Origin of the sequence: Streptomyces sp. DH12 (genome assembly GCF_020873895.1) — a bacterium.
Classification (GTDB): domain Bacteria; phylum Actinomycetota; class Actinomycetes; order Streptomycetales; family Streptomycetaceae; genus Streptomyces.
In genome coordinates this window covers 1-431 of the sequence record NZ_JAHWGT010001269.1, presented here as the reverse complement: position 1 = coordinate 431, position 431 = coordinate 1, and the positions used below count along the sequence as shown (strand labels likewise).

Here is a 431-nt window from a genome sequence, read left to right as displayed (position 1 = left end):
CCGTACGCCCACGAGCTGGAGGCGTGGAAAACCGCCTGACGCACGTGCGCCGTGCGGCGGTGGCTGTCCTCCGCGGCACGGCACACGGGTGAGCGGGCGGGCCGGTCAGGCCTTGGTGCCGCGCGTCGTCGTCTTCGCGGCGGTCTTCCCGGCCGTCTTCTTGGCGGTGGCCGTGACCGTCCTGGTGGTGGTCTTCTTCGCCGTCGACCGGGCGGCGACCGTCTTCTTCGCCGCCTTGCGCGGGGCGCGCATCTGCGGGGCGTCGCTGATCCGCTCCGCGCCCAGGATCTCCCGCAGGAACTTGCCGGTGTGGCTGGCCGGCACCCCGGCGACCTGCTCGGGTGTGCCCTCCGCGACGACGAGGCCGCCGCCGGCGCCGCCCTCGGGGCCCATGTCGACGACCCAGTCGGCCGTCTTGATGACATCGAGGT

At 73.8% G+C, this 431-nt stretch carries 1 pseudogene; it reads right to left on the bottom strand.

From position 1 onward, the window contains the following. Positions 1 to 105: 105 nt before the first annotated feature. Positions 106 to 431, bottom strand: a pseudogene (locus LPA54_RS39615) (excinuclease ABC subunit A); the annotation flags it as partial.